This is a genomic window from Pseudomonas sp. SIMBA_067 (assembly GCF_046534675.1).
Taxonomy (GTDB): domain Bacteria; phylum Pseudomonadota; class Gammaproteobacteria; order Pseudomonadales; family Pseudomonadaceae; genus Aquipseudomonas; species Aquipseudomonas putida.
In genome coordinates, this window is record NZ_JAWRYH010000980.1 from 1 (window position 1) to 250 (window position 250).

1 protein-coding gene is annotated in these 250 nt (G+C 47.6%); it reads left to right on the top strand.

Annotated elements, in window-relative coordinates; translation table 11 throughout:
• On the top strand, positions 1–250 hold a 250-nt coding region (locus SB765_RS32150; protein WP_410932830.1), incomplete at both ends, for an NAD-dependent epimerase/dehydratase family protein.

A 250-nucleotide genomic window follows, 5' to 3' on the forward strand; every position in this document is an offset into this window, starting at 1 on the left:
GAAGATAGCGTTGATCATCCGGTTTCTTTATATGCAGCGACCAAAAAAGCCAACGAGTTAATGTCACACACTTACTCGCATCTCTATCAGCTGCCTACCACTGGATTGCGCTTCTTTACGGTCTATGGCCCGTGGGGCCGTCCGGATATGGCGTTATTCAAATTCACCCGAGCAATGATTGCCGGTGAGGCGATTGACGTATATAACCAGGGCCAGATGAAACGCGACTTTACCTATATTGACGATATTG